The sequence below is a fragment of the Prevotella melaninogenica genome (assembly GCF_018127925.1).
GTDB classification, from domain to species: domain Bacteria; phylum Bacteroidota; class Bacteroidia; order Bacteroidales; family Bacteroidaceae; genus Prevotella; species Prevotella melaninogenica_C.
In genome coordinates, this window is record NZ_CP072348.1 from 1,525,712 (window position 1) to 1,546,741 (window position 21,030).

Consider the following 21,030-nt stretch of genomic DNA (forward strand, 5'->3'; position numbering starts at 1 on the left):
AATTGCGTTTATTATGTAGTTTATCCCCATTTATTAAACCAGCTTATTGGGGGCAATTATACCAGTGTTGGGTGATGGGTGTTGGGTGTTGAGCCTTTATAAAACAATCTTATTGGAAGAAATCATACTATGTATGTGGATTAATCACATTCTATTAACCATCTATGCATTTAACGGAAGAACCCTAAATAAAGCCTGCAAAGACTTGTATTTATCCTCATAAAACAATACTTTTGCACACGATAAATAAAAAATTTTATCCCAATTGTGTAGTTTTTCATTTACTACGTGCGTCTAATGAACAAAAATCAACCTATCAACAGATGGACAACCTACAAAATGAACAAGACTTCTCGCGAATCGTGAGAGAACATAAAAGTACGATTTATACCGTATGCTATATGTTCTCGAAGAATGAAGACGAGGTGAACGACCTCTTTCAAGAGGTATTGATAAACCTTTGGAAGGGTCTGCAGAACTTCCGAGGAGAAAGCGATGTACGCACGTGGATCTATCGTATCAGTCTAAACACCTGCATCTCATGTGACCGAAAGAAACGGAAACGGAAAACGATTCCACTTACGATGAATATCAATCCTTTTACGGATAGTGATGATGATAGCCGACAGGTACAGCAACTCAATCGCCGTATCAGTCAGTTAGGTCCTTTTGACCGAGCCATTATCCTGCTTTGGTTAGAGAATATGAGCTATGAAGAGATTGGCGAAATCGTCGGTATCAGTACTAAGAATGTCTCCGTAAGACTATTTAGAATCAAAGAGAAACTGAAGAAAACGAGTACGACAACGGAGGAGTAGGGGAGTAATCATGAAGGTATGGTATTAATGCTATTGACCTTATTAGCCCTATTAGTCTAATTAGCCCAATATGCCCAATACCCTACAAGACTTAACAATCAAATTAAAAAGAAAACTACAATGGAAACAAAGCATACAGAGTTTGAGGAAATGCGTCAGCAATTGGATATCCTCAAGAATAAACTTGATAACCAAACACTTATCAACGATAAGCTTATCAGACAGTCAATGCTCAATAAGATGTCGTTTATGAAGAAGTACACATGGGTGTCATTCTTAGTGTTACTATTTATTTATTACGCTTACAATGAAGTTCGGATAATGTTTAACATGTCGTGGTGGTTCTACGGATTTACCATACTCGTTATGACTTTCAGTATTTGTTTCGATGCTTATATCAACCATATTAATAAGAAGGAGTTCCTGAATGGCGACCTCATAGCGGCTTCCTTACAAATGCAAAGGATGAAGAAATTACGCAAAAAGTCCTTCTTATGTGGTACAACCATAATGACTATATGGACTCCTTGGTTCTTTATCGAGGCATACTATGGGTCAGGTGCTGCGAAGGGAGGAGACCATACATCCATGTTCTATGGTATACTGGTTGGCGGTGGAATAGGCTTAATCATCGGAGTAGCCATCGGTATATGGTTATATCTTCGTATGCAACGCATTAATTCCGATATTATCCAACAGATTGATGAACTTAAAAAAGAGACAGAGTAAAGAAGAATAAAGACAGAGTAACATATAAACAAAGTACAGGGTAACATAAGAACTTATTGCTTGTTCCTATGTTACTCTGTTTTTTAAACCTTTTATTCTTCCCTTAAACCCAATGAACTATAGTAGCAATTAAAGAATTGTTATACCCAACAAATAGATATTTTACACCCAGCGGTTGGGTACGATAGGACTTATTCGCTGGGTTGTCTGGAGCTTTTTAGTAAAAGCTTAAGAGCTTTTTAGTAAAAGCTTAGGAGCTTTTCAGTAAAAGATTAGGAGCTTTTTAGTAAAAGATTAGGACTTGTTAGCTAAGTACGATAAGACCCAGAAGTTGAGTACAAAACAAGCAATTAATAAGGTCATTTCCAACTTTAAAGACAATTTATGGTATTAAGGGGTTGGGAAAATCCACTTTCATTCGTTATAAGGATGAGAACAGATAAAAACGAATAGATATCTATGTCGAAAGAAGAAACCATTGAGCACCTGTTCCGAATGCACTACGGCACAATGTTCAAGCTGGCAGTGGCAATGCTGCACGATTCTGACGAGGCGAAAGATGCCGTGAGTGAGGTATTTGTACGGTTGTTCCGTGACAATTTCCACCTACCTAAGAAAGGAACAGGCGCTTATCTACTTGTAAGTGTACGCAACCAGTGCTTAGACATCATCAGACAGAAACAGATGAAAGAGCATGTCAATAAGCTGTTGACAATAGAAACAGAGCCTGACTTATCGCCCATACAGCACCAGACTGATTGCTACATGGAATTATTGGCTTTTGCAGACAATAAGCTGACAACACAGACCCGCACAGTCTTCCGTCTACGCTTTGACAAGCAACTGTCCTATAAAGCCATTGCAGAACAGGTTGGCATCAGCGAAGCTGCTGTCTACAAGCACTTGATACAGGCAATTAGGAAGATGAAAGAACAATTTAATCCCAACCAGAAATGAAAAAGGATAATTACGGACAGATGGAAAGGTTGCTTGACATGATGGAGCATCCTAACCAATATACTGATGAACAGCTTAATGAACTGTTGCGTGATGATGAGTTGAGGCAAACGTATCAGCTTATATCAGACACTACCAGTGCATATGAGTACAGACGGACTTCCGATAAACTGACAGATGAAATCATAGAAGAGGAATGGGACAAGGTAATGGAAAAGAAGTCTACTTCCAGACCTATACACCGCTATTACAGACAGATAGCAGCAGTAGTTATTGGTATTCTCACTGTATCGGGAATTGCCATAGCTGCAGTTAGCATTGTCAAAGGTGGTAGAAAACAGTTAGCAACGGATTCAGCTGTTACAGTCACAAACAACATAGCTCATACAAAAACATTAAGGGAAAAAGACTCTACACGCACAACTGCCACATATAGCAAGCTGGAAGAAAAGAAAGTAGAGGGGATACTCCCTCCCAAACAGTTTGATAATGTTATGTTACAGGACATTGTTCAAGAAATATCAGATTACTATGGGATAAAAACTGTCTGTCGTAACCCAGAAGCAGGACAGCTACGTTTGCGCTTTCTTTGGAACAGAGACCAAAGTATAGAACACGCAGTAGAGACACTAAACATGTTTGAAAAAGTACAGCTAACTTTGGCTGACAGTACAATCACCATAGAATAAAACACTATGAGAAAGCATCTCTTTCTTGGTATACTGCTACTGATTGTCTGTGGTGTACAGGCGCAGCATATTACCCGAAACTATAATAAGACATCCCTACCACATGTGCTGACTGATATTGACAATGCCAGCCAAAGGTACACAATCAACTTCATTTATAATGAATTAGAAGACTTTACAGTCACTGTAAAACTACGTAACCGCACCATTCCCGAAGCAATAAGGGAAGTATTGGGTTTCTATCCCATGCGCATGACCGTCAGTGATAGCCTTATCTTCGTAGAATGTACACAGAAAGTACCTACAAAGGTCATCGGACACATTGTTGATCAGCACAACCAGCCTGTACCGTTTGCCAATGTAGCTTTGTTGAATCCATCGGATTCCAGTTTCATCAATGGCGGAGTGACCAATAACGGGGGAGACTTTGTCATACCATGTAGTCAACGGAAGGTCTTACTACGGGTTTCTTTCATTGGATTTGCTACCTACTATAAGCTGATTAATGTCGGCAATATCGGTACTATCCGTATGAAGACTGAACCATATACACTGAAGTCCGTGACAGTAAAAGGTATGCGCCGGGTTATTAAAAATGATGTTGACCGACTGCAGTATCTTGTCAATAATGACCCTTTCTCCAAGGGGATGAATGGTATAGAAGTGATGGGGCGTGTACCAATGCTAAATGTCAGTGACGAAAGTCTCAGCATCGTAGGTAAGGGCAATACTCATATCATGCTTGATGGACATATCCTTGAAATGACTGCCGATGCTGTAAAGGCAAAACTCCGCAGCCTGAAGGCAGAAGATATTGAGCGTATAGAGGTGATAACTATTCCACCAGCAAAATATAAGGCAGAAGCCAATGCGGGATACATCAACATCGTCATGAAGCGTGACCAGTCGAAAGGGTGGAGTGGGAGTATCAGTGAGGAGGTACAACGACAGTACCGTGGAAGGTATTTCCAGGATATAAACATCAACTATGCCAGCAGGAAACTTGAGCTGTCCACTGGTCTGGGAATGTCTTTGGATAAAGTAATCAACGACTCTTATTCTGTCTATGACTTCAAAGACGGACATCAACGCAGTACAAGAAAGCGGACTATATCCCCCTGGCCGTCATATAATGCTGATGCCATCGTGAAATATCATGCTACCAAGCGCTTGGAACTGGGTGTCATGACATCATTCTATGCCAATCACACCTCTACCAATCACACGTTTGTTTCACTCAACAGGGACACAACATTTACGACAGCCCATGCCCCTGCTGTCTGGAACAACAACATAAGTACGACACTGTATGCAGAATACAAGCTCGACTCATTGGAGAAGACACTCAATGTGAACTATAATTTCTTCAACAGCAATGCTCCCACACAAAGCGAAAACGTATCGGTAACAAACGGAATGACTGAATCACTACGCAATAAAAGCAAGGCAAATTACAAGATAAATGCCTTAAAACTTGATTTTTCCCTTCCTTTCAAGCATCTCTATATGGAGACAGGGGCATCTTTCTCAGCTATCCGCAATAAGACAAGTCTGATGCTGGAGAACTTTGCCAACGGACAGTGGAGATACAATGCAGATGAAAGTAATGAATTCTTGTATAAGGAGCGAACCCTTGCTGCCTATTTATCAGCAAAGAAACTGCTCACAGAAAAGCTTCAGCTACAAGCTGGACTACGCTACGAACATACATGGACGGAAAGCAACCAGCTTACACAGAGACAAATCAATCGCAGTTACTACGGACGTTTCTATCCCACTCTGCACCTCAACTGGCAATTAAAAGATAATCAGAATCTGGCACTTGCCGCTAATTGGGGAATAGAACGACCTAATTTCAATGACCTCAATCCTTTCCGCATCTATACTTCCACCACTGATTACATGACAGGAAACCCTTACCTCACAGCTGCCTACACCCGCAACGTGGAGATAAATTATAGTAACGGAAAAGGACTTTATGCCGTCCTCTACAACAATTATGGCAAAGGAGAGACAGGTTGGAGAACCCAATTCCTCGAAAACGGAAGTCAGGTAACTGGTCCTTATGACGGATTGCGCCATGAAAAGACAGGTATCTATGCTAATTATAATCGCAATGTCCTGACATGGTTGAACCTTAACATAGGAGGAGAAATATATTACTATGATTCTCACTCCGATTACAAAACGGACGTGTTACAGATACATGGATGGGGTAAGCGTGCTGAAGGTTCAATCTCTTTTATGTTCAACCATCAGAAGACACTCATTGGCGAGGTTAGCTATCGACACTGGTTCCGAGAGTATTTTGCACAAACTCAAAGTGACTCTTATGCTTACCTCAGGATGAGCCTTAAATACAGTTGTTTAGACGACCGTTTAAAAATAAGTTTTACCATTGGTGATCCCTTCCATCAGAATATCAATCGAAATACCATATTCTATCAAGAATATACTAACACGAACCGATTTGATAATCATTCTCGATATATCGGACTTCGTGCTACATGGTCATTTGGTGGCAAACAGGTTCATCGTACCTATCATGACAACCGTGATACAGAATCACAGCGCGCAAAGTAGGAAAGAAAATAAAAACTATATAGTAACTCTTGTCAGCATCTTAATAATCTGTTCGACAATAAAATAAAATCTGTTCAGGAACTAATGAAACGATTTAGATTTTAAAAAGCAAGTTATCCTTTCAATAACATCATAAAAGACAAGGTAACAAAGGAACTAATCTGAGTTGTTCACTTTATTACTTTGTCTTTTTATGCTCTTTTTCCTCTTATCAACATAATCTTTCAACCATTAATTGAAAGTACCAATTCTTGCAAGTTCTTGAAGAATTTGCAAGAATTGGCAAGTATTTGAGAGATTGATTAAGCCTTACCCTCTCAGTATCTTCTTAATATCATTCAGCTTGTTAAGGGCTTCAACAGGTGTAAGGTTATTGACATCAAGACCGAGTATTTCGTCACGAATCTGTGTGAGGACGGGATCATCGAGTTGGAAGAAGGAGAGTTGAACACCTTCTCTGCTCTGGTCAAGACGCTCAACGGCAGCCTTTCCGACACTACCCACTTGTGCATTGTCTGCTTCAAGTTCCTTAAGAATAATGTTGGCACGCTTAACAATAGAACGAGGCATACCCGCTATCTCTGCTACATGAATACCAAAGGAATGCTCACTACCACCTTTCTCCAACTTACGAACGAAGATTATCTTTCCATCCACTTCCTTCACAGAGACGTTGAAGTTCTTGATACGTGGGAAATTCTTCTCCATTTCGTTCAATTCATGGTAGTGTGTAGCAAAGAGGGTACGTGCCTGTGCACGCGAATGTTCGTGCAGATACTCTACAATTGCCCATGCAATGCTAATACCATCGTAGGTACTTGTACCACGACCTAACTCATCAAAGAGCACTAAAGAGCGTGGAGTGACGTTGTTAAGGATGTTTGAAGCCTCCGTCATCTCGACCATAAAGGTTGATTCTCCTAATGAAATGTTATCCGAAGCACCCACACGTGTGAAGATTTTATCCACCATTCCGATGCGTGCTCGTTCAGCAGGAACAAAGCAACCAATCTGTGCTAAGAGTACGATAAGTGCTGTTTGACGTAGCAAGGCAGACTTACCTGCCATATTCGGACCCGTAATCATCATGATTTGTTGGTGTTCCGTATCAAGCAATACATCATTAGGCACATATTGTTCACCTATCGGCAACTGTGTTTCAATCACTGGATGGCGACCCTGTTTAATGTCTAATACCTCCGAATCGTCCACTACTGGACGCACATAACGCTGCAACTGCGATACTTTCATAAACGAAAGCAAACAGTCAAGATGGGCAATAAGATTGGCATTGATCTGTATCTGCGGAATAAACTCCTGCATATCCTGTATCAACTCCATATAAAGCTGAGTCTCCAAAGCCAATATCTTCTCATCCGCACCAAGTATCTTCTCCTCGTATTCTTTAAGTTCAGGGGTGATATAACGCTCTGCCTGCGCTAATGTCTGCTTACGAATCCAATTCTCAGGCACCTTATCTTTAAAGGTATTACGCACCTCCAAGTAATAGCCGAACACGTTATTAAATCCTATCTTCAGCGAGGTAATACCTGTCTGAGCAATCTCCTTCTCTTGAATCTCCAACAGATATTGCTTTCCATTGTCACGGATAGAACGCAAATCATCGAGTTCTTGGTTATAACCTAAGGCTATAACGTCGCCTTTATTCACCAACTGTGGAGGATCAGGCTGTATCTCTTTCTCTATTCTATCACGTAAAGACTCACAGAGATTCAGCTGTTCTCCAATCCTCTTCAGCGTATCGCTCTTTGCATAAAGGCAAGCCGTCTTGACGGGTTGGATAGCTGTAAGAGCATTCTTCAGCTGCACTACCTCACGAGGTGACACACGACCGACTGCTACCTTTGAGATAATACGCTCTAAGTCACCAATGCGATGGAACTGTTCATTGATACATTCGCGGAAATCTGGCTCTCGGAAGAGATAATCAACCACGTCTAAACGTTCATTGATAGGCTTTACTTCTTTCAGTGGGAAGACCATCCAACGGCGCAACATACGTCCACCCATTGGCGTAACGGTATTGTCGATAACGTTCAAAAGTGATGAACCATCCTCATTCATTGGGGCAATCAACTCCAAAGAACGGATGGTAAAACGGTCCATACGCACGTATTTATCTTCTTCGATACGTGCTAATGAAGTGATATGATTGATTTGTGTATGCTGTGTTATCTCCAAATACTGCAGAATAGCACCTGCTGCAATAACACCATTGTTCAAATGATCAACACCGAAACCCTTTAAGTTCTTTGTCCCAAAATGCTTCAATAGCTTCTGACGTGCTGTCTGATCAGTAAACACCCAATCGTCCATCTCAAACGTACAAAGGCGTGTACCGAAGTAGCGTTCGAAGTCTTGTTTCTTCGCACGGTCAAAGAGTACCTCCTTTGGTTGGAAGTTACCCAATAGTTTTTCGACGTAATCAAAAGTGCCTTCACCGGTTAGGAACTCGCCGGTAGATATGTCTAAGAAACTGACACCACAAGAACCTTTACCGAAGTGTACCGCAGCAAGGAAATTATTTTCCTTATAGTTCAGCACGTTATCGCTCATAGCAACACCTGGAGTAACAAGTTCTGTGATGCCACGTTTCACCATCTTGTCCATTGCCGTCAGACCCTTCTTACCTTTGATTTCTTCACGTTTCTTCTTCGGGTCTTCTAATTGGTCGCAGATAGCCACACGCTTTCCGGCACGAATGAGTTTAGGCAAATAAGTGTCAAGGGCATGATGAGGGAAACCAGCCATTTCTATCGAGTCACCACTACCACCGTTGTTACGACGTGTAAGGGTAATACCGAGTATTCTTGACGAATCCACAGCATCCTCACCATACGTCTCATAGAAGTCTCCACACCTAAATAGCATCAATGCTCCAGGATGTTGCGCCTTCATTGAGAAAAACTGTTTCATCATCGGGGTTAATCCCTTATCCTCTTTTGCCATATCTTTTACTTCCTTATTTTATCTTTTTCCTATTTTCTTCCTAAGGTTTACAAAATTACAAAAATAAGGAGGAAAGCACAAATAATTAGCATATTAACTTTAAAATAAGGCGGTTATTAAACCAACAATACTCCTTATTTCTTAATAAATAGTATGGCACCCTGACAGGTAAGAATACTCAAAAATTATTCTTCTAAAAGAAACACAAAAAATTGTTCGCGAAGAATTTCAATTTTGTTCGCGAACAATCTTAAAAAAGTTCGCGAACAATTTTCGATTTGTTCGCGAACTCTTTCGTCTATATTCTTAACCTAGCTAACAAACTCCGAATCATTACGCTTCAGCAACTAGTTTAAGGACTTCCTTGCTCTTCTTACTTTCACTTTAGAAGAGGAGCTTAAAAAACTTACTTAAACCGATGGGCTCGGAGAACCACCAGAACCTTCTTTCGTCTTTTTCTCTTCCTCCTTCACTGTTTCATACGAGTTCTCGCGTAAAGCAGCCTTTAGTTCTACACCCGGCGTAAACGTTACGCGCGGCTTGATATTCTCTGTCTTAAACGCCTTTTCCGTTGCAGCCCCCTCGCTTGAAAGTGTCAAGCGCATCGTGCCAAACTCGCCCAGCTGCACGCTAAAGCCGTCACGGAGGTAATGAGGCAGGCAGTCCATGAAATTTGACAGCACGTTTTCGATATCACCACGTGTCAGCGAAGAACGCCCCGCAATGTCATGCGCAATGTCTCGCAAGGTTTTCTTACCAAGATTTACAGGATTAGCATAGAACTTTTCCTCTGTCCGCTTCTGCGGATTCTTTTTCTTTTGAAGTTTAATCTTCATAATTGTTTTGTTTTTAAAAGTAAATATTTAAGTTTTTACGGCATTTCCATGCCTTGGAAATTCTCACTTCCCCCTCATCTATTTTCACTGCCAAAGGTGAGCCTTAAAATTACCTACGGTCAGAAAGAAAATTTTCCTTTGTGAAAAATTTCTTTCCAACCGTAGGTACGTAAATTTCTCACCGTAGAGAAATTCTCTTCCGACCCGTTAGAAATTTTCTTCAAACGGTTTGCTTATTTACTTCTTTTACCCCGTTAGGCACTCCCTCCCCTTTGGGGAGGGTTGGGGTGGGGTTTTAGGACTACTCAAACCCGTCGACTCTGTACCCGCAATAGCGGCGGGAGTAGTCCAAGAAAACGGTACCACTGCCGAAGTTCAGGCAGTACGCGTAGCCGCGGTACGATGGGTCAGCACTAGACGACCAATACCAGCCGACTTCGCCAACGTAGTACTGCAGACCAGATTCGTAGCAACCCAAGGCGGGGAGATAGAAATAATTACCTGCGGCGGCGGCGGAAAGAAGAGTATTAGATACGGGCCAGTCGTCCCTGTTTTCATATGTACGCCAATCTGTACCGTCGTAGGCTGTGTTGGCGTTGAATCCGCTTATCTGTGATTTCTTCTTAAACCACATGCCACCTTTATATAAATGACCCATAGTAGTCCATAGCTCGTCATAGTCCCTATGGGGATCGCCTTTGGCAGCGTACCACGTCATCTCGTTCACGTTGGGAAGGTCTTTACATGAGGTGTGAGTAGCGGGGGTGCTTACGCCGTGAGTAAATGCTTCGTTGTAGTAACGTGAGTCAGTGTTGCTTTGGGCGTAGTTGCTGTTACTGTAACCGTTCAACACTGGCTGGTCTTTATTGGCTGACCACCATTCATGACCCTTCCAGTATTGTTCCTGGGCGTCCCACATGTAATAATGGTCACCATCGTAATTCTTCACGTTGAGGTTAGCCGTCATATCGTAGTAAGTGTTGGGAGCGTACAGTTTTGAGGCTAGAGTTTTAGTTATGGTGCCCTCTACATTTGTTGCCACGTCCTTTACCCAATAACGAACCTTGAGTGTATGAGTGCCTGGCTTTATAACAACGTAAGCACCGTTAGTAGCCGCGCTTGTAGCATTATTCGTTAAAGGGAAGCCGTTAGCATATGTTCCGCTACCACCTGTCGTGAGAACAATCTGCTTACCTGCACCGGCACCTGTGAGTTCACCTGTTGTTGAGTTGAGAGTGTAAGTATCGGTAATATCATCATCAGAATTTACCTCTACCTTAGTCAAATAGCAATTATGCAAAATTGTATTACTAGTACGTGGCAAGAAGAGGAGGTAAGCTGCTTTATGATCGAGGGTGAAAGCAAACTGTTGTTTACCTGATACTTTATTTGCTGTTGCCATACCGCAATCGCCTGCTGCACCGAAGTGAGTGGTTGTATTTGGCTCTGCTTGACTTTGGTTTGCAGAGATGGTTACTTGGTCTTGATTACCATTCTTACCAGGGTAGTAAACCTTATAGGTGCTGCTTTGTGTAAACTTACCAGGCACTCTAAACTTAAAACTGGCAGTCTTTTCTGTAGGGGCGTTACTACTTTGTTGCCATGTACCATCATCATCTTTTACCCAAATCTTGTCGCCTGCTTCCCAAAAGAACTTGCCGTCGCTCTCCATTGAAGTGCGCGTTGAGGGGTCACCTGCTGTGAAGGTTGTCAGGTTCTTATCGTTATCTGTGTTATTTGGGTTCTGCGCGACATCTTCATTGGCACAGGATGTAAACGCTAATGTGAGCCCGCATAAAGTTGCGAATAAAAGCAGGCGGGTCTTGAATAATTTCTTTTTCATTGTCTGTTTCTTCTTTTTGTGATTTTGTTTTCTTTACTTGGTTAATAACTCTCCCTGTTAGTCTTCCCATGAAGACTGCTCGGTTGCTTCTTCGCTTTCTGTCATCCAACTTGGAGCCTGCTTGGCATCACCAAAGGTTCCGCCTGACTGGGCTGGGTTGTGCTGACTGGGGAAAGAAGTGTCCATCAAATAAGTGGTTTCGTTTACTTGGATTATCGTGCAACGTGGTGCAGAATAATCCTTCTTTTCTTGTTTCTTTCTCATTGCTTTTTGATTTGATTAAAAATAGTTGTTATCTACTCTCTATGTGGCCTTGTTGCTCACCTTTTATTATATACATCCTGATAACCTTCTCGCCAATCTCTCTTAACCGTCTGCACGCTTCCTCTCTACAGGCAGACAGCGTTTTACCACTGCCTGCCCGAGAAATCAACGAGAGAAAACAAACTATTACTAGAGAATTACAATGAATTATTGTGGTAAAATCAGTATCTAAAACGTTCTTATTTTGCCTTTTCAACAGCTCGCAAATGGGCACAAAAAAGCGAACAAAGGAAACTCCGTGAAGTCCTTTGTTTACAACGGTTACGCCACGCTTCGCGCGCGCGTAGGATAGAAGAAAAAAAGTATGATTAAACGCTAGGTGCGCCTGTGTGTGTGTGTGTGTGTGTGTGTGTTAGCAAAATATCTGAAACTACCAAATATAAAGCACTAAAAAAGGCAAAGAAATCAAAGTTTCTTTGCTGCGCTGGATTCATCTGATATGTCATTGCTAATTGTTTCACGGCTGCAAAGGTAAGAAGAATATATGAAATAAAAAAATAAAGTTATAAAAAATCTTCACCCTCCAAGCCCCCTCTCTGTGTGAGAGGAAGAATGAACAAAACAACTTGCAGAAAAACGGAGGGTGAAGAATATTATTTTATAGAAAAGGAGAACCGCATTATGGAAGTTTTCCTTCCTTGCCTCTTGAGCGTAGGATTGACCATACACCGAGGGCAATAAGAGGAATACTTAATATCTGTCCCATATCGATTGGCAGACCTGCCTCAAATGCTTCTTGTATCTCCTTAGTATATTCAATGAAGAAACGGAAGGTGAAGATAAGCGAAAGACAGAGTCCGAAATAAAGTCCTGTACCCACTTTCTTCGGATACTTTCTATATATGAAATAAATAAAAAGGAAGATAATTAAGTAGGCAATAGCCTCATAGAGCTGTCCTGGATGACGTGGTTTATCGTCTACATTATAGAAGATAAAAGCCCAAGGAACGTCTGTTACCTTACCAATAATCTCTGAATTCATCAGGTTTCCAAGGCGAATAAAACAAGCTGTGATACCAGATACGATACCAAAGAAATCAAGTACTACCCACGTATTCATCTTCGTCCTGCGAATATAAAGGAAGAGGGCAATAAGCAATCCGACTACTCCACCATGCGATGCAAGTCCTTGATAACCCACATACTTCCATGAACCGTCAGCCATTTCACGAATAGGAATAAAGATAGTCATGATTCCTTTCCAAGAAGTGAGGAACTCCTCTGGCTCATAAAAGAGACAATGACCTAAGCGAGCACCAAGCAATACGCCAAAGAAGACATAGAGGAAGAGTGGATCAAACTGTGATGGAGGAAATTTATGACGTTTGAAAAGCCACTGCATCATAAAATATCCCAAGGCAAGACCTACTAACCAACACATTCCATACCAACGAATAGGAAGAGAACCAAGCTGGAAAATCACTTCACTTGGCTGCCATGCAATATAAAGTAGATTGTTCATAGTTATGCTATTAAAAGTGAAGATAGCACCAATAATTATCCCCTCTCTGAGCAGAGAGGGGTTAAATAGGGCTATACATTAAATCTAAAGTGCATGATATCACCGTCTTGTACAACGTATTCCTTACCTTCGATGCCGAGTTTACCAGCCTCACGAATAGCTGCCTCAGAACCATATTTAATGTAATCGTCGTATTTGATGACCTCTGCACGGATGAATCCCTTCTCAAAGTCGGTATGAATAACACCCGCACACTGCGGAGCTTTCCATCCCTTATGGAAGGTCCATGCCTTTACTTCCATCTCACCAGCGGTGATGAAGGTCTGGAGATTGAGCAGATGATATGCCTTATTAATAAGTCGGCTCACACCGCTTTCTTCCAATCCAAGCTCGTCAAGAAACATTTTCTTATCCTCATAGCTTTCCAAAGAAGCAATATCTTCCTCAGTCTTAGCCGCGATAATCATTGCTTCAGCACCTTCCTCAGCAGCAATCTTCTCAATCATCTGACTGTATTCATTGCCTGTCTTAGCACTTGATTCGTCTACATTGCAAACGTAAAGTACAGGTTTTGTTGTCAGGAGGAAGAGGTCGTGCGCTGCTTGCTGTTCTTCTTTGCTTTCAAACTCAACGCTACGAGCATTCTTACCCTGTTCTAAAACTTCCTTATAAGCCTCCAAGACAGATACCATTACCTTAGCATCTTTATTACCTGCTGCAGCAACTTTCTGCTGTTTAGCAAGCTGTGCCTCGATGGTTTCAAGGTCTTTAAGCTGCAACTCTGTATCGATTATTTCCTTATCTTCAATTGGGTTGACAGCCATACCACCCTCACGTACCACATTATCGTCCTCGAAACAGCGGATTACATGAATGATAGCATCACACTCACGGATATTGCCAAGGAACTTATTACCCAATCCTTCACCCTTTGAAGCACCCTTAACGAGTCCTGCAATGTCGACAATCTCACAGGTAGCAGGTACGATTCGTCCTGGATGAACAATCTCAGCGAGCTTATTCAAACGCTCGTCAGGAACGGTAATTACGCCGAGGTTCGGCTCAATCGTACAGAAAGGGAAGTTAGCTGCTTGTGCTTTGGCACTGCTCAAGCAGTTGAAAAGTGTAGACTTACCTACGTTTGGCAGTCCTACTATACCACATTTTAATGCCATATCTTAAATAAACGTTTATTTCTTTTGTACAAAAATAAAGCTAACGAGCGCAAAGGAAGTTTCCTTTCTCTTTATCGTATGCTGCTTATTTTCTGCAAAATTACATAATTAATTCGATATAAGCGAGAAGAAGTGGAAATAAGGTAAGATTCAAGTCAACTCAATCTCTACTCTATTATACGATTATAGGGGCATAACGCCTGTGTTACGTTATACCCCTATAAGTATAAGGAATAGTTTTATATCGTACGTTATAAGCCCTTATTCTTTATATATAAGATAAGAACTTACCTAACTTTTTGCTATTTTATCTCTGATGTAATCGGACTATTGATACCCTTCATAGAAACAAGGAAAGCCTTTGCTGAACCAAACTTCAAACTCATATCAAGACGAACAGGGATATGGTTGCTGTCGTCCGTTACATAGAAGTTAGCAATTTCGCGCCACTTATCATCCTCATATTCATAATAGGTGAGACGCAAACAACGATACTTATGATTATTGTCGGCTTTGATATTCTCCTTACCACCATAAACTATACGAGCGGCATGGCGACTATTTCCATCTACGATAGGGAACTTCACCACCTCACCTTTCTTCCAGTTCTCTGGATTGAAACTACGTGCACGTAAGAAGATACTCATCATATCGAAACAACAATCATCGTATGTATTCTCCATCCATTGATGTTTTCCTTCGTTGTTGATTCTATGTTGGCGTAGCTTACACCTACCATTTGGATAAGTATAGAATATCTCATCCACCGTATATCGCTTTCCTTCCCTTGCTCCCTTACGGAAGTAGAGTGGCTCCATCTGCTTTGAATTATAAGTAAGTAATGTGTCACGCAATACAAAGTAATCGTCAAGCTTACCATTACCACGTGTCGTCAACGAAGCACGATAAGCCGGAATACCCTTATAAGTAGAGGAAACCGTGTACCAAGAAGCTGTACCTGCCTTTACCCAAATAAACTTCCAATTATAATAAAGGTTGTAGGTAAGATACTCTCCACTGCTAAACGCCGTGTTACGGAATGTACACTGTGCGGTGGCACTGACGGCAATCATCGCAAAGAGACAAACTATATAAATCTTCAACTTTTTCATATTCTCCGTTTTATCCGTTCAACTTTAATATTATTCTTTATTTCTCTTTTAAAAGAAAAAAGAATGTTTTAGTATGATAGGCTGTGGATTAGTGCAGAACTTTTCAGCCGTTTTCTTGGCAGAATAGTTATCAAACTTAGAGGTTACTTTATTAACAAGTTATCCTCATTTTTATTGTTTGATATTCAGGTACTATACTGAGTTATCCACATTATCCACAATTGATGCAAAGATAATAAGTTTATATCTTTTTTGATATGAAAGTTGTGTAAAACTTCTATAAAACTGCATTAATAACCTTGTGGATATCCACATAGAAGCTTCTTCTTCTATTCTTGTGTGGATATCCACAGAGTTATAAAATAGTTATCAACATAGTTTTCCACAGAGTTATCAACAGTTATTAGTTCAATATCTGTATAAGTATTATTTAGTAAATGTTTCCTTATAAAGGAATCATTCGTGTTCTACGATGTATTATAATAGTTCTAATCACTTTTTATGCCATCTTTAAGCGTTGTGCTGATGCTCCGCACATAGTGTGTTAAGGGTTAACACTAATGGTGTTATGTGTTAATTACGTTGCAATAGATTGGTAATTATAAAGCAACTTATGATTATTGAAGAGACAAAATACCAAAAGTAAAGAGAATATAGTTGATGTCTTTCATGGTTATAGTTCGTACTTTGGATAAAAAGAAATTCACAATTCAGAATTTAAATTACTATTCATAGGTATTATTATCTTCAGGATATTCCCTTCATAACACCCAAAATAAGTAATCATAATTATGAATTGTGAATTATCAATTATGAATTACCAAGGTAATTATAATTATGAATTGTGAATTATGAATTCTGAATTAAGACTTACAAGTCATCAATTAATGCTGTACTCTTGGCGTAAGCAGTACTCTTAGCTTCAAAGAAGTCGGTCTTTACCATGTTAGCATTAGAATACTGACCTACCCACTTCATGTTCTCTGGTTCTTTTTGGTTGTCGTCATAGAGGAAACCGAAGCCAAGTCCAGACCAGCGAAGATTACCCAAATAACGGATATAATCAGACACCATCTGAGCGTTAAGACCCTGCACATCATTGCCGATAACATATTGTCCCCATGCTATCTCCTGACGTACACCCTCACGCATCATATCCTCATAAACCTTTATTTTCTCTGGAGTAAACATATCAGGCTCCTCTTTCTTCAGCTCAAGAATAATGCTACGGAACAACCAGAGGTGTGTATTCTCATCTCTATTGATATAGCGAATCTCCTGTGCAGACCCCGACATCTTACCATTTCGGCTGAGATTATAGAAGAACATAAATCCGCTGTAGAAGTAAATACCTTCAAGGATGAAGTTGGCAATGAGTGTTTTCATCAAGCTGAACTTATCTCTTTTCTCATGGAACTCATTGTAACAGTCACCAATAAACTTATTACGGTTCAAGAGATGCTCATCGGTCTTCCACTGATAAAGAATGTCGTTACGCTCTTCAGGACTACAGATAGTGTCGAGCATGTAGCTATAACTCTGACTATGGATACACTCTTGGAATGCCTGAATATGCAGACAGAGGTTTACCTCATTCGCAGTGATATACTCACTAAGCGTTGGGAGGTTATTGCTCTGAAGCGAATCAAGGAAGACAAGGAAGCTCAGAATCTTATCATAGGCTGTACGTTCAGCCTTTTCAAGACGTGGATAGTCCTTAAAGTCTTGTGAAAGATTGATTTCTTCTGGAATCCAGAAGTTATTCATTGCCTGTCTGTACCAGTCACTTACCCATGAATACTTCATATTATTGAAGTCATTCAAATTAGTAGTATTGCCACCAATCATTCGTCTCAAGCGCAATTCTATATCGCCTGAAGGATTGAATAAGGTATTACGTTTTAATTGATTGTCCATCATTTCTTATTTATTTACTCTATCATTCTTCTAATATTTAGCAAGAGAGGTAATCATAATTATGAATTATGAATTGTGAATTCTGAATTATTATGATGAGCAGCTCTCACACTCTTCCACCTCTAATGACTTACTACGCACATAGTAGATAGTCTTAACACCCTCTTTCCAAGCAAGTAAGTAAAGGTCGAGTATCTGACGCATTGTGAAGTCATTGGTGATATAGAGGTTCATACTCTGTGCCTGGTCGATATGACGCTGACGTACACCAGAAGCACGAACACTCCACTTCTGATTGATAAGATAAGCACTCTTATACATCCAATAGGTCTCATCTGAAAGCTCTGGAGCAACACGTGGAAGCATACTTCCCTTCTTCTCTTCTAAGAAGAAACGCTTCATGATTGGGTCTAAGCCAGCTGTTGTACCTGCAATAATACTTGTACTGCTGGTTGGTGCGACTGCAAGAAGATAAGCATTACGCATACCCTGCAAGGCAACTGTCTTACGAACATCCTGCCATTCAGCACTGTCATAGCCACGCTTATCAAAGTAAGCACCCGTCTGCCAGTCACTTCCCTCAAAGAATTGATAGCTTCCCTTTTCCTTAGCAAGGTTTGAACTGGCAAGGATAGCTGCTCGGTTGATTGTCTCGAACACCTTATCCATAAACTCCAAATGCTCTTCACTCTCCCACTTAATGCGACGCTTAGCAAGAGCATGGTGATAACCACTAATACCTAAACCAATAGAACGATAACGCTGGTTGGTAAGCTGTGCATAAGGAACAGGATAGAAGTTAAGGTTGATAACGTTGTCGAGTGCACGAACAACGGTTGCCACCTTTTCTTTCATCTTTTCCTCATCCTCCAATGGAAGTCTACCAAGTGACAAACTTGCCAAGTTACATACGACAAACTCACCTGGACGAGTAGTTGTTACAACAACGGTGTCACCATCCTTTGTCTCTACTTCCTTAGATACTGTCTCAATAGGAGCCATGTTCTGAGCAATCTCTGTACAGAGGTTAGAGCAGTAAATCATTCCCTTATGAGCGTTAGGATTAGCTCTGTTCACCGTGTCACGGTTGAATGTAAATGGTGTTCCTGTCTCAACAGCAGAACGAAGAACCAATCTAACAATATCCTTAATGCTAATAACACGACGTGAAAGGCGCTGATCATTCACACAATCAAGATACTTACGTTCCCACTCTTCGCCATAACAATCCTCAAGACAGTAACCCTTGATACGCATAATTTCGTTAGGACAGAAGAGTGACCAGTTCTGATTCATATCTTCCTCTGCCATCTTCCAGAATAAGTCAGGATAACAGATAGCTGGGAAGATGTCGTGTGCCTTCATACGGTCATCACCGTTGTTGGTACGAAGTTGCAAGAATTCTGGTAGGTCTTTGTGCCATACATCTAAGTAAACGGCTACAGCACCTTGGCGCATACCCAACTGATCAACAGCTACAGCAGTGTCATTAACGAGTCGCATCCAGCGGATTACACCACCTGCTACACCCTTGAAACCACGGATATTACCACCTGTAGCACGTACCTTGCCGAAGTACATACCCATACCACCACCAAACTTGCTCACCTGTGAGAAGTTGTCCAAGCTACGATAGATACCATCCAAACTGTCTGGTACAGTGTCAATGAAGCAACTTGAAAGCTGATGACTTGGCTTACGAGAATTAGAAAGGGTAGGTGTTGCCATAGTTACTTCCAACTTACTGAGCAAGTCGTAGATACGACGTACCCACATAAGACGGTCTTCCTTCTCTGGCATAGCAAGATGAAGTGCGATTCCAAGGAACATTTCCTGTACACGCTCAATCACTTTACCAGAGTAATTCTTTATAACATAACGCTTTAGAAGTAGATCAAGACCTGAATAATTAAGGAGCTTATTGCGTTCAGGATCAATGAAAGTAGCAGCCTCGTTGATTTCTTCTTCACTATAGTTCTGAAGAATATAATCACCATAAAGTCCTTCTTCGGTCATATATTTAACCTTACGATAGAAGGTCTTGAGTCCCAACTCTTCCTCCAAACGGGTGATTTTCTTCTCAGAACGATAAGAAAGAATACGTGCTGAAATCATCTCCCATGCTGGAGCCTCTGGTGTTGTCAATTCTACAGCAGCCTTGATAAGTGCATCAATTGAGTCTTTCTGTGACATACCAGGCTTAGTGAAACTTGAGAACTTCTCCTGAAGAGTCACCATACTATAAGAACGCTCGCGGTATTCTCGGGCTACACTGTGCAACACATCAGCCAACTCACGATCGTCAGCAGTCCACGCAATGTAATTAATAGCTTGTCGCTGCTCATTACGCTGATAGCGGAAGAGAATATAATTCTTCGCTTCATCGTAATGACCATGTGCCATAAGACACTTCTCTACACGGTTCTGGATATCCTCCACAGTGCGCAGTTCAGGGTTCTCTTTGATGAACTGCTCTACTTCGCTTACCATTCCGGCTATCTCACTGTCTGAAATATCCTTTCCGGTGCTGATAAAACTCTTTTTAATGGCTATTGAAATCTTTTCGTTATTATAGACTTCTACTTCTCCATTACGTTTTGTTATATTCATTACTTCTTTTATAAAGTTTTATATTTTGTACTACTTCAATTCGCTATTGAGACTTACTTATTTACGTATAAGTAACATATTATTAGTAACTTACGCCTTTTAGCGGGTTTTTGTATGGACAAAGTTAAGAAAAAAAACTGATATGATAGTTATCCAAAATGGAATATTTTGAGAACTTTCTAACTTTTAATTGTTATCCAAAATAGCAAAGAATTAAGTGCTATTTTTTGTTTAAAATTGAAATATTCTCAGCTGTTCAAAATCTCTATTTATTGCTTACAAGAAGCACTTATTTTGGTATTTAAAATTATAGTTTATGGTTTTATTAAACGAAATAAATGCCTATCACTATTCTCCTAAAAGCTGATTTGTTTTTTTGTTATCTTTTCTTTATTTTCGATCGTCTATTGATTGCGAATTATTCTCATAAACATAATTTCGCTAAAGACAATGATTAGAAGAATAAAGATAGAGAAAGTAAGGAGAAAAGTAAGCCGATTGATAGCTTTTTAAAGCTATTATTGCATTAAAAAATGGCTCTTCCGTTAAATGTGTGGACGCTTTTCGTATTGCTTTAACGTATGAACCATAGCTACTCATTAAACAAAAACTTGGCTAAGACAGTCAACATTCTATCCGATTATCATCCTTTTTCATTGAAAATCATTTCTTTTTATACTTCGAAAATACGCAGATAAAGATTTGAAAAATCATTACATAATTTCAAAGAAAACTTCTATAACTAACGCCAAAAACACATATAAGAAGCAGTTTTGTAACCAACAGTAAATCAATTAGTTATAAAACGGTATGATGAAAGGTGCTTAATTGGACTTCAAAAGGGCGTTAGTAAGGGTCTTAAAAGGCACCTTTTGCAAGCTAATTGGGCGCCTTTTAGAAGCCAAAAGAGCATGTGTTAGTTTTGAGCTGTACGAAAATAATTTACAAACTTCATATAGTAAGGGAATACGTTGATAGTAGAAGACAGATAGATATCGCAGCTAA

Annotated in this window: 14 protein-coding genes; 5 read left to right on the top strand and 9 right to left on the bottom strand. The window is 40.4% G+C overall.

Annotated features, from left to right (window positions below; all coding sequences use genetic code 11):
- Positions 1-323: 323 nt before the first annotated feature.
- The 5 genes from J4861_RS11725 to J4861_RS11745 all read left to right on the top strand — a co-directional run bounded on the left by J4861_RS11725 (position 324) and on the right by J4861_RS11745 (position 5,776).
- Positions 324-818 (top strand): RNA polymerase sigma factor, encoded by a 495-nt coding sequence (locus tag J4861_RS11725; protein WP_204867381.1) that lies wholly within the window; start codon positions 324-326, stop codon positions 816-818.
- A gap of 120 nt (positions 819-938) precedes the next feature.
- Positions 939-1,547 carry a hypothetical protein gene (locus tag J4861_RS11730; RefSeq protein WP_211816981.1) on the top strand — a complete coding sequence of 203 codons (609 nt, stop codon included), beginning with the start codon at positions 939-941 and terminating at the stop codon, positions 1,545-1,547.
- A gap of 459 nt (positions 1,548-2,006) precedes the next feature.
- Positions 2,007-2,504, top strand: coding sequence for an RNA polymerase sigma factor (locus tag J4861_RS11735; RefSeq protein ID WP_211816982.1), 498 nt, complete (start codon positions 2,007-2,009; stop codon positions 2,502-2,504).
- Complete coding sequence (locus J4861_RS11740) at positions 2,501-3,193, top strand: DUF4974 domain-containing protein (protein WP_211816983.1); 693 nt, start codon at positions 2,501-2,503, stop codon at positions 3,191-3,193. The genes J4861_RS11735 and J4861_RS11740 overlap by 4 nt, the downstream gene beginning before the upstream one ends.
- 6 nt (positions 3,194-3,199) lie before the next feature.
- A complete protein-coding gene (locus J4861_RS11745; protein WP_211816984.1) occupies positions 3,200-5,776 on the top strand; it encodes an outer membrane beta-barrel family protein in 2,577 nt (858 codons plus the stop codon).
- 309 nt (positions 5,777-6,085) lie between these two features.
- Here the strand turns inward: J4861_RS11745 and mutS are convergent, their stop codons facing one another.
- The 9 genes from mutS to J4861_RS11790 form a co-directional block, all read right to left on the bottom strand.
- Positions 6,086-8,746, bottom strand: a complete 2,661-nt coding sequence (gene mutS, locus J4861_RS11750; RefSeq protein WP_211816985.1) for a DNA mismatch repair protein MutS — start codon at positions 8,744-8,746, stop codon at positions 6,086-6,088.
- A 410-nt stretch (positions 8,747-9,156) separates the two neighbouring features.
- Positions 9,157-9,582: an HU family DNA-binding protein gene (locus J4861_RS11755; RefSeq protein WP_211816986.1), complete on the bottom strand. Its 426-nt coding sequence runs from the start codon at positions 9,580-9,582 to the stop codon at positions 9,157-9,159.
- A gap of 301 nt (positions 9,583-9,883) precedes the next feature.
- Positions 9,884-11,425 carry an Lcl C-terminal domain-containing protein gene (locus J4861_RS11760; protein ID WP_211816987.1) on the bottom strand — a complete coding sequence of 514 codons (1,542 nt, stop codon included), beginning with the start codon at positions 11,423-11,425 and terminating at the stop codon, positions 9,884-9,886.
- Positions 11,426-11,482: 57 nt separating this feature from the next.
- Positions 11,483-11,689 carry a hypothetical protein gene (locus tag J4861_RS11765; RefSeq protein WP_211816988.1) on the bottom strand — a complete coding sequence of 69 codons (207 nt, stop codon included), beginning with the start codon at positions 11,687-11,689 and terminating at the stop codon, positions 11,483-11,485.
- A gap of 679 nt (positions 11,690-12,368) precedes the next feature.
- Positions 12,369-13,211, bottom strand: a complete 843-nt coding sequence (gene lgt / locus J4861_RS11770; RefSeq protein WP_211816989.1) for a prolipoprotein diacylglyceryl transferase — start codon at positions 13,209-13,211, stop codon at positions 12,369-12,371.
- A gap of 71 nt (positions 13,212-13,282) precedes the next feature.
- Positions 13,283-14,386: a redox-regulated ATPase YchF gene (gene ychF / locus J4861_RS11775; protein WP_004358965.1), complete on the bottom strand. Its 1,104-nt coding sequence runs from the start codon at positions 14,384-14,386 to the stop codon at positions 13,283-13,285.
- A gap of 302 nt (positions 14,387-14,688) precedes the next feature.
- Positions 14,689-15,498, bottom strand: coding sequence for a DUF3108 domain-containing protein (locus tag J4861_RS11780; RefSeq protein ID WP_211816990.1), 810 nt, complete (start codon positions 15,496-15,498; stop codon positions 14,689-14,691).
- Between the two features lie 870 nt (positions 15,499-16,368).
- A complete protein-coding gene (locus J4861_RS11785; protein ID WP_004358967.1) occupies positions 16,369-17,415 on the bottom strand; it encodes a ribonucleotide-diphosphate reductase subunit beta in 1,047 nt (348 codons plus the stop codon).
- Positions 17,416-17,505: 90 nt separating this feature from the next.
- Positions 17,506-20,025 carry a ribonucleoside-diphosphate reductase subunit alpha gene (locus J4861_RS11790; RefSeq protein ID WP_211816991.1) on the bottom strand — a complete coding sequence of 840 codons (2,520 nt, stop codon included), beginning with the start codon at positions 20,023-20,025 and terminating at the stop codon, positions 17,506-17,508.
- Between the last annotated feature and the right edge of the window lie 1,005 nt (positions 20,026-21,030).

Coding starts and splice junctions, on each gene's coding strand:
- J4861_RS11725 (WP_204867381.1), top strand. CDS start 324: ATGGACAACCTACAAAATGAACAAGACTTCTCGCGAATCGTGAGAGAA.
- J4861_RS11730 (WP_211816981.1), top strand. CDS start 939: ATGGAAACAAAGCATACAGAGTTTGAGGAAATGCGTCAGCAATTGGAT.
- J4861_RS11735 (WP_211816982.1), top strand. CDS start 2,007: ATGTCGAAAGAAGAAACCATTGAGCACCTGTTCCGAATGCACTACGGC.
- J4861_RS11740 (WP_211816983.1), top strand. CDS start 2,501: ATGAAAAAGGATAATTACGGACAGATGGAAAGGTTGCTTGACATGATG.
- J4861_RS11745 (WP_211816984.1), top strand. CDS start 3,200: ATGAGAAAGCATCTCTTTCTTGGTATACTGCTACTGATTGTCTGTGGT.
- mutS (WP_211816985.1), bottom strand. CDS start 8,746: ATGGCAAAAGAGGATAAGGGATTAACCCCGATGATGAAACAGTTTTTC.
- J4861_RS11755 (WP_211816986.1), bottom strand. CDS start 9,582: ATGAAGATTAAACTTCAAAAGAAAAAGAATCCGCAGAAGCGGACAGAG.
- J4861_RS11760 (WP_211816987.1), bottom strand. CDS start 11,425: ATGAAAAAGAAATTATTCAAGACCCGCCTGCTTTTATTCGCAACTTTA.
- J4861_RS11765 (WP_211816988.1), bottom strand. CDS start 11,689: ATGAGAAAGAAACAAGAAAAGAAGGATTATTCTGCACCACGTTGCACG.
- lgt (WP_211816989.1), bottom strand. CDS start 13,211: ATGAACAATCTACTTTATATTGCATGGCAGCCAAGTGAAGTGATTTTC.
- ychF (WP_004358965.1), bottom strand. CDS start 14,386: ATGGCATTAAAATGTGGTATAGTAGGACTGCCAAACGTAGGTAAGTCT.
- J4861_RS11780 (WP_211816990.1), bottom strand. CDS start 15,498: ATGAAAAAGTTGAAGATTTATATAGTTTGTCTCTTTGCGATGATTGCC.
- J4861_RS11785 (WP_004358967.1), bottom strand. CDS start 17,415: ATGGACAATCAATTAAAACGTAATACCTTATTCAATCCTTCAGGCGAT.
- J4861_RS11790 (WP_211816991.1), bottom strand. CDS start 20,025: ATGAATATAACAAAACGTAATGGAGAAGTAGAAGTCTATAATAACGAA.